The sequence below is a fragment of the Olivibacter sp. SA151 genome, assembly GCF_054130995.1.
Map to the genome: position 1 here is coordinate 6,049,672 of NZ_CP096391.1, position 7,720 is coordinate 6,057,391.

The 7,720-nt window shown below is 37.6% G+C and carries 5 protein-coding genes; 3 read left to right on the forward strand and 2 right to left on the reverse strand.

The window, feature by feature from the left end; translation table 11 throughout:
- Positions 1 to 92: 92 nt before the first annotated feature.
- From M1D52_RS24775 to M1D52_RS24785, 3 genes are all read left to right on the forward strand, one after another.
- Complete coding sequence (locus M1D52_RS24775; RefSeq protein ID WP_437394132.1) at positions 93 to 1,934, forward strand: ABC-F family ATP-binding cassette domain-containing protein; 1,842 nt, start codon at positions 93 to 95, stop codon at positions 1,932 to 1,934.
- A gap of 50 nt (positions 1,935 to 1,984) precedes the next feature.
- Complete coding sequence (mnmG, locus tag M1D52_RS24780; protein WP_149105139.1) at positions 1,985 to 3,847, forward strand: tRNA uridine-5-carboxymethylaminomethyl(34) synthesis enzyme MnmG; 1,863 nt, start codon at positions 1,985 to 1,987, stop codon at positions 3,845 to 3,847.
- A gap of 74 nt (positions 3,848 to 3,921) precedes the next feature.
- Positions 3,922 to 5,628, forward strand: a complete 1,707-nt coding sequence (locus tag M1D52_RS24785; protein WP_437394131.1) for an Ig-like domain-containing domain — start codon at positions 3,922 to 3,924, stop codon at positions 5,626 to 5,628.
- Here the strand turns inward: M1D52_RS24785 and M1D52_RS24790 are convergent.
- Complete coding sequence (locus tag M1D52_RS24790) at positions 5,606 to 6,121, reverse strand: gamma carbonic anhydrase family protein (protein ID WP_013664589.1); 516 nt, start codon at positions 6,119 to 6,121, stop codon at positions 5,606 to 5,608. The two genes, M1D52_RS24785 and M1D52_RS24790, sit on opposite strands and share 23 nt — an antisense overlap.
- A 4-nt stretch (positions 6,122 to 6,125) precedes the next feature.
- Positions 6,126 to 7,712, reverse strand: a complete 1,587-nt coding sequence (gene nadB / locus M1D52_RS24795; protein WP_013664588.1) for an L-aspartate oxidase — start codon at positions 7,710 to 7,712, stop codon at positions 6,126 to 6,128.
- Between the last annotated feature and the right edge of the window lie 8 nt (positions 7,713 to 7,720).

The window sequence follows — 7,720 nt, forward strand, 5'->3', positions numbered from 1 at the left end:
TAAAAGATGGTGGCCAAGATAAGATTAGCATTTTTAATACATAACTACTTATAAAACAAATATTTACATATAACAAATAACAATATTATAGTTTGAGTATATTATCAGTAGAGCGTATAAGCCATACCTTTGGTGATCGATGGCTATTTAAGGACCTCACTTTTGGTTTGCAGAAGGGGGATAGGGTGGCGCTTGTCGGCATTAACGGAACGGGCAAATCTACCTTGTTAAAAATCCTTAGCGGAAAGACGATCCCTATCGAAGGAAAAGTAGTAAAAACCAAAGATCTGAAAATAGGCTATCTCGAACAAGAACCTTCCTTTGAAAATCTGACACGAGTGTCAGATTTTATTTATAGCATAGACAATGATATCCAACAATTCATAAAGGAGTACGATTTTCTTATACGAACAGAGCAAACGAGTAATCCCCGTCTACAGGAATTGGCAGATATACTTACCATTAAAGATGCCTGGAATTTTGAAAATAATATTAAGACCATTTTGAATAGAATGGGTATTGTTGATTTAGAACAACCAATCAACAAGCTTTCAGGTGGACAAAGAAAAAGACTGTCTTTAGCCAAGTTATTAATAGACGAACCGGACGTATATATATTAGATGAACCAACCAACCATTTAGACATTGAAACAATTGAGTGGTTGGAAAATTTGCTAACGATCGGACAGAAAACAATTATATTCGTAACACACGACCGCTATTTTCTAGACAATATCTGCACCGAGATAAAGGAACTTAATGAAGGAAACCTTTATTCTTATAAAGGCAATTACGGGTATTTCCTAGAAAAAAAGGCAGAACGCGAAATATCCGACACGGCATCTCTAGAGAAAAATAAAAACTTATTAAGAAAGGAACTTGAATGGATGCGTCGCCAACCCAAGGCACGCGGTACCAAGTCAAAAGCAAGAATTGACGCCTTCTACGATTTGGAGGAAAAAACAAAAAGTGATAAAAGAAAGGACAGCCTTCGTTTAGACATTAAATTAAGTAGACAAGGTAATAAAATATTAGAGCTGAATCATATTAATAAGTCATTCGGAAAGCATACCATAGTTGATAATTTTTCTTACATTTTCAAAAAAGGAGATCGGATCGGTTTAGCAGGAAAAAACGGTAGCGGTAAATCTACCTTTCTCAATTTAATTACCGGTCAAGAGTTACCTGACAGTGGTGAAATCATCACAGGGGAAACAACTGTTTTCGGTTATTATAAGCAGGGCGGATTAAATTTCACCGAAAAGCAACGAGTAATTGATGTTGTCAAAGAAGTAGCTGAATACATCACAACCGGAAAAGGGGAGATCATTACTGCATCTCAACTCTTAACTCATTTTCTTTTTACTCCCGAAAAGCAATACAATTTAGTTGAAAAATTAAGTGGCGGCGAAAAGAAGCGGCTTCAATTAATGCGTGTTCTTATCAAGAATCCCAACTTTCTTATACTGGACGAACCCACAAACGATTTAGATATCGATACCCTAAATGTTTTAGAAAATTTTCTGGAAAATTATACGGGAGTCTTACTTCTTGTTTCACATGATCGCTTCCTTATTGATAAACTTACTGATCAATTATTCATTTTTCAGCGAGAACAGCCAATAAGAATCTATAATGGAAATTATTCGGATTTCAAACTAGAGGAAAACCCGGTAAAGAAAGAAACAAAAACATCAAACACTACTGAACCTAAAAAAGATAAGGTCAAGTTATCTTTTAAAGAGAAACGAGAATTTGAGATTTTAGAGCAGGAAATTACACATATAGAATTTACAATTAAAGAAAAAACCGAACAATTGCTATCTACTACAGATCATCAACTTATTACGATACTTTCGAAAGAACTAGAAGTACTAAATAACGATCTAGAAGAAAAGAGTGTTCGCTGGATAGAATTAGGAGAATTAATATAAACGTTTCACGTGAAACACAATAAAATGTTTCACGTGAAACACGAAGAGTTATGTTTTCAAAATATAATGTTATTGTTGTAGGTGCCGGCCATGCCGGATGCGAGGCGGCGGCAGCGGCTGCTAACTTAGGATCAAAAGTGCTACTCATTACTATGAATATGGGTACAATTGCTCAAATGAGTTGTAATCCTGCCATGGGAGGTGTTGCTAAAGGTCAAATAGTTCGCGAAATAGATGCGCTAGGTGGTTATTCCGGGATAATCGCTGATAAAACCACCATTCAATTTAGAATGTTGAATTTATCTAAAGGTCCGGCCATGTGGAGTCCGCGGTCGCAAAACGACCGAATGCGTTTTGCTGAAGAATGGCGACTCCAATTGGAATCATTATCAAACATAGACTTTTGGCAAGATACCGTTAAAGAAATTATTGTAGCTCAAGGACGAGCAAAAGGTGTTATTACGTCACTGGGAATACGAATCGAAGCGGATGCAGTTGTATTAACGAATGGCACTTTTCTAAATGGTATTATTCATATCGGTGAAAAAAAATTTGGTGGAGGTAGAACGGGCGAGAAGGCCGCCACCGGATTAACCGAGCAACTCATCTCAATTGGCTTTGAGTCTGGTCGTATGAAAACGGGAACACCTCCTCGTGTAGATGGAAGAACGCTCGACTATACCAAAATGGAAGAGCAGTGGGGAGACGAGAAAAGAGGTCGCTTCTCTTATCAATCCATTGATTTGCCTCAAGAGCAACGCTGCTGTTGGATCACCTATACGAATACCAATGTTCATGATACCTTAAAAGAAGGCTTTGAAAAATCACCGATGTTCACTGGCAGAATTAAAGGATTGGGCCCTCGGTATTGTCCTTCTATAGAAGACAAAATAAATCGCTTTGCCGAACGTGATAGACATCAAATTTTTGTTGAACCCGAGGGATGGAGAACCCACGAGATTTATGTTAACGGCTTTTCCACATCACTGCCTGAAGATGTACAATTCAAAGCTTTGAGGCAAATTCCAGGTTTTGAAAATGCCAAAATGTTTAGACCTGGGTATGCGATTGAATATGACTATTTTCCTCCAATGCAATTGGATTTAACACTTGAAACAAAAAAGGTAAAAAACCTATTTTTTGCAGGACAAATTAATGGTACCACCGGCTATGAAGAGGCAGCAAGTCAAGGCCTCATTGCCGGTATAAATGCGCATCAACGAATTAACGATCTACATGAACTCATACTTAAAAGATCGGAGTCTTATATAGGTGTTTTGATTGATGACTTAGTGACAAAAGGTACAGAAGAACCTTATCGTATGTTTACTTCTCGAGCAGAGCATCGATTACTTTTAAGACAGGACAATGCTGATATTCGACTAACACCATTGGCCCACCAACTTGGTTTAGCTTCGGAAGAGGCCTTAGATAAAGTGAAAACTAAAATTAGCAAGTCTGATGAGATAGTAGAGTACCTTCGCAAAACGTCTGTTGAAGCTTCTAAAATGAATCCAATATTGGAAAAATTATCTTCCAGTCCACTCACCCAAAATATAAAAATGTTCAATGTCCTTACTCGACCTCAGGTAAATATCTGGAATTTAGCTGAAGCAAATAGTAGCTTAAAGGACTTGCTCGCTGATTTTTCCGAGGAAATAATAGAACAGGCCGAAATAAAGGTAAAATACGATAGCTACTTCGATAAAGAAATTGAGATTGTAAATAAAATGAAGAAAATGGAGGATAAAGAAATTAATCCGCATTTTGATTATAATCAACTGATATCCCTTTCAAAAGAAGCTCGAGAAAAACTTATAAAGATAAAACCGAGAACGCTCGGTCAAGCCTCTCGAATTTCCGGCGTATCACCAGCTGACGTCAGTGTTCTTATGGTTCATATGTCAAATTAATATAAATTATTGAATATCAATACGTTATATAAAAATTAAATAAAGCGATAAGAGACATTATCTTTTAAAAAACGATGCTAATCTCCAAAAAGAAGAAAAACGTGTTAAAAGGCTTAAAAATAAGCTTAAATACAAATTACCTTATTTTAGTCATCCTTTTCGTCACTTTATTATTCAATACGCATTGTGCAAGCATACAGCAACCGATGGGGGGGCCAAAGGATAGCATTCCTCCAAAAGTTTTAAAAGAAACGCCTATCAACCTCAGCAGAAATTTTAAATCCAAAGAAATCGTTATCGAGTTTGACGAATTTGTTAAACTTCAGAACGAACTGAAAGAAATCAGTGTAACGCCTGATATGGATAAAATTCCAATTTATAAAATAAAGAAGAAATCCTTAGTCATTACCTTACCTGATACCCTGGAAGAAAAAACAACATACACCATAAACTTTGGAAAAGCCCTCGGGGATTATAACGAGGGAAATCCTTTATTAAATTACAGCTATGTCTTTGCTACCGGCGATCAAATAGATTCACTTAATATATCGGGTAATGTCAGCAACGCACTTACTTTAGAAAAGGAAAAGGAGGTGACGGTTATGCTTATCCCTACCCGCCAAGATTCAATATTCGGTAAGAGAAAAGCGAATATTTTTACGCTTACCGATTCAGCAGGCAATTTCAAGATTCACAATCTAAAAGAAGATACATATCGCATTTATGCTCTAAAAGAAAAAAATAATGATCGTATATTTAACGGAACAGACGAGGAAATTGGCTTTTTAACTGACTCCTTCTTATTGAACAAGGACACTAGTAATATTCGTTTAGCGATATCTAAACCTGTTCCAACAACTTTCAGACTGCTAGACCGTAAAATTGAAAAAAATGGTACGATAAATTTCATTTTTAATAGACCCATAACAAACCCCGATATTGCGGTCCTTAGCCCAAGCTCCTTAGATCAGGATAAAATTGTAAATTATAGTTCTACACGGGATAGCGCTTCGATGTGGCTAAGTGAATTAACCTTCGATTCTTTAAAAGTACGTATTACCGAAAACAATCAGGTCTTAGATTCAACGACCATTCGCCGAAGCAAAAATGAAAAGTACGATCGGGATCTCATTATTACCGATAATATCAATAGCCAGAAGGTTAACAAAATAAAACACATCATATTAAACAGCACCGCTCCCATAAAGTCATTTGACAAACAAAACATAATACTTACGGAAGATTCCGTTTCACGTACTAACTTCCAACTAGTAAAAGATACCAGCAATAATAGATCGTACATTATACGGTACAATTGGCGCCCTAAACGAAACTATGAATTGGATCTAAAAGAGAATGCGTTTCAAGGGCATTTTGGTGAAAAATCAAAGGCTGTAAAGCGAAAGTTTACACTGGATGAAACGGAAAATTTTGGAGACGTTATTTTAAAATTAAATGTACCTGATACCATTGGAAATCAATACCTCGTTCAGATAACAAACGAAAAGAAGGAAAATATCTTTCTCTCAACTGCCATTCGGAAATCCGATCGACTCGTCTTCAAGCAATTTCCTGGTGGGAAGTACTTAATTAGAATCGTTTATGATATAAATCGAAATAATAAATGGGACCCAGCTGATGTAGAAAAGCGTACACAGCCTGAAAAGGTTTGGTATCATAGTAAACCAATCACGGTTAGACCGAATTGGGAACAAGAGGAAGTCATCGATATACCGAGTGAAGATAAGTCGATGGAAGCTAATCCACCCCAAACCAACTAGCATATAGCACATAATTGTGCGGCAATTTATCTAACAAGGTCCTTTGTTCGGCTGTTAAGGGCTTAATCTTTTTTGCAGGTACACCGGCGTATAAAAAACCGCTTTCACACACCATGTTTTCCAAAACAACCGCTCCCGCTGCTACAATTACATATTCCTCAATAACCGCCTTGTCCATCACAATTGCCCCCATTCCCACCAAACAATGATCCCTTAACGTACACCCATGAACTATAGCATTATGTCCTACATTCACATAACTTCCTATATCCGTTCCATTCTTTAAATAAGTACCGTGAATCACCACACCATCCTGTATATTTGAATAATCGCCTATTCTAATATAATTTACATCCCCTCTTATAACCGCATTGAACCATACAGAACAATGATTCCCTATCGTTACATTACCAACTATGGTGGCGTTCTCTGCAATAAATGTATCAACGCCAATGCTTGGAGTCTTACTTAAAACAGCCTTTATTAATGCCATATACCTAAAAAACAGTGTCTATCAGCTCCTTTGAATGATTCGGATAGTCTGTAGTATAATGTAAACCTCTACTCTCTTTCCGAGCCATTGCCGATTTAATGACAATATACGAAACTTGGATGACATTTCTAAGCTCGCACAGTTTCACAGACAATTTCGTGTTCTTATAGAACTCTTCCGTTTCCTCGTAAAGTAATTTGAGTCGCCGCATGGCACGCTCTAAGCGAAAATCCGAACGTACAATCCCAACATAATCACTCATAATCTTCTGTGTTTCTCTTAAATTATGAGTGACCAAAATATCTTCGTTTGATAGCTGTGTATCCGTGTCATCCCAATCGGGTATATTAAGAGGTAAAGTGATCTTGTCAAAAACGCTTATTGCATGTTCAAATATCCGATGGGCATAAATCAAAGCTTCCAATAATGAATTGGAAGCCAATCTGTTCGCGCCGTGCAAACCGGTAGAAGAGCATTCGCCACAGGCGTAGAGATTATTAATTGAGGAAAGACCGAATTCATTTACCAAGATACCCCCGCAAAGATAATGAGCAGCGGGAGTCACGGGTATATAATCCCTCGTAAGGTCAATACCAATACTAAGGCATTTTGCATATATATTCGGAAAATGCTTCAAAAGCTCTGCCTTATCGCGATGCGTAATATCCAAATAAACGTAGTCGTCTCCCGATTTCTTCATTTCATTATCTATTGCTCGTGCAACGATATCCCTCGGCGCCAACGATCCACGATCGTCATACTCATACATAAACTCTTCTCCATTCTTCCTTCTTAAAACGGCACCAAATCCGCGCAACGCTTCTGAAATCAAAAATGATGGATACTCACCGGGATTATACAACGAGGTAGGGTGGAACTGAATAAACTCCATATTTCTTACTTTCCCCTTAGCCCGATAAACCATTGCTATGCCGTCCCCTGTAGCAATCACCGGATTCGTAGTAGATGCATAAATATGCCCGGCTCCGCCGGAAGCCATTACAGTAATCTTACTTAAGATTTTTTCAACTTCATTTGTCAACGTATTTAATGCATAAATCCCATAACAGGTAATATCGTCACTGGTCTTATTAACAAATAAGCCGAGGTGATGTTGAGTAATGAGATCAACAGCAAAATAATGGGTCAATATCGTAATATTGGCAGACTGATGAACTTGCTCCAATAAAGCCCGCTCAATCTCAAAACCCGTAATATCTTTATAATGTAAAATACGATGTTCCGAATGTCCGCCCTCTCTCGCTAAATCATAACTACCTGTTGTTATTTCGTCGAAATGAGTTCCATATTGAATGATTTCCTTGATCCGCTCCGGACCTTCCTTAACAACGTTTTCCACAACCTTTTTATCACACAAACCATCACCAGCAACCAGAGTATCAGCGATATGCTTTTCAAAGCTGTCCGACTTATCCACAACGACGGCTACACCACCTTGTGCATACTTTGTATTAGATTCGTCCTCGTTCGATTTCGTAACTATCAGAACCTTACCATATTTTGCCGCCTTCAAGGCAAAACTCAGACCCGCAATACCCGAACCCACAACTAAGAAATCAACATTTGTCATATTGAAAA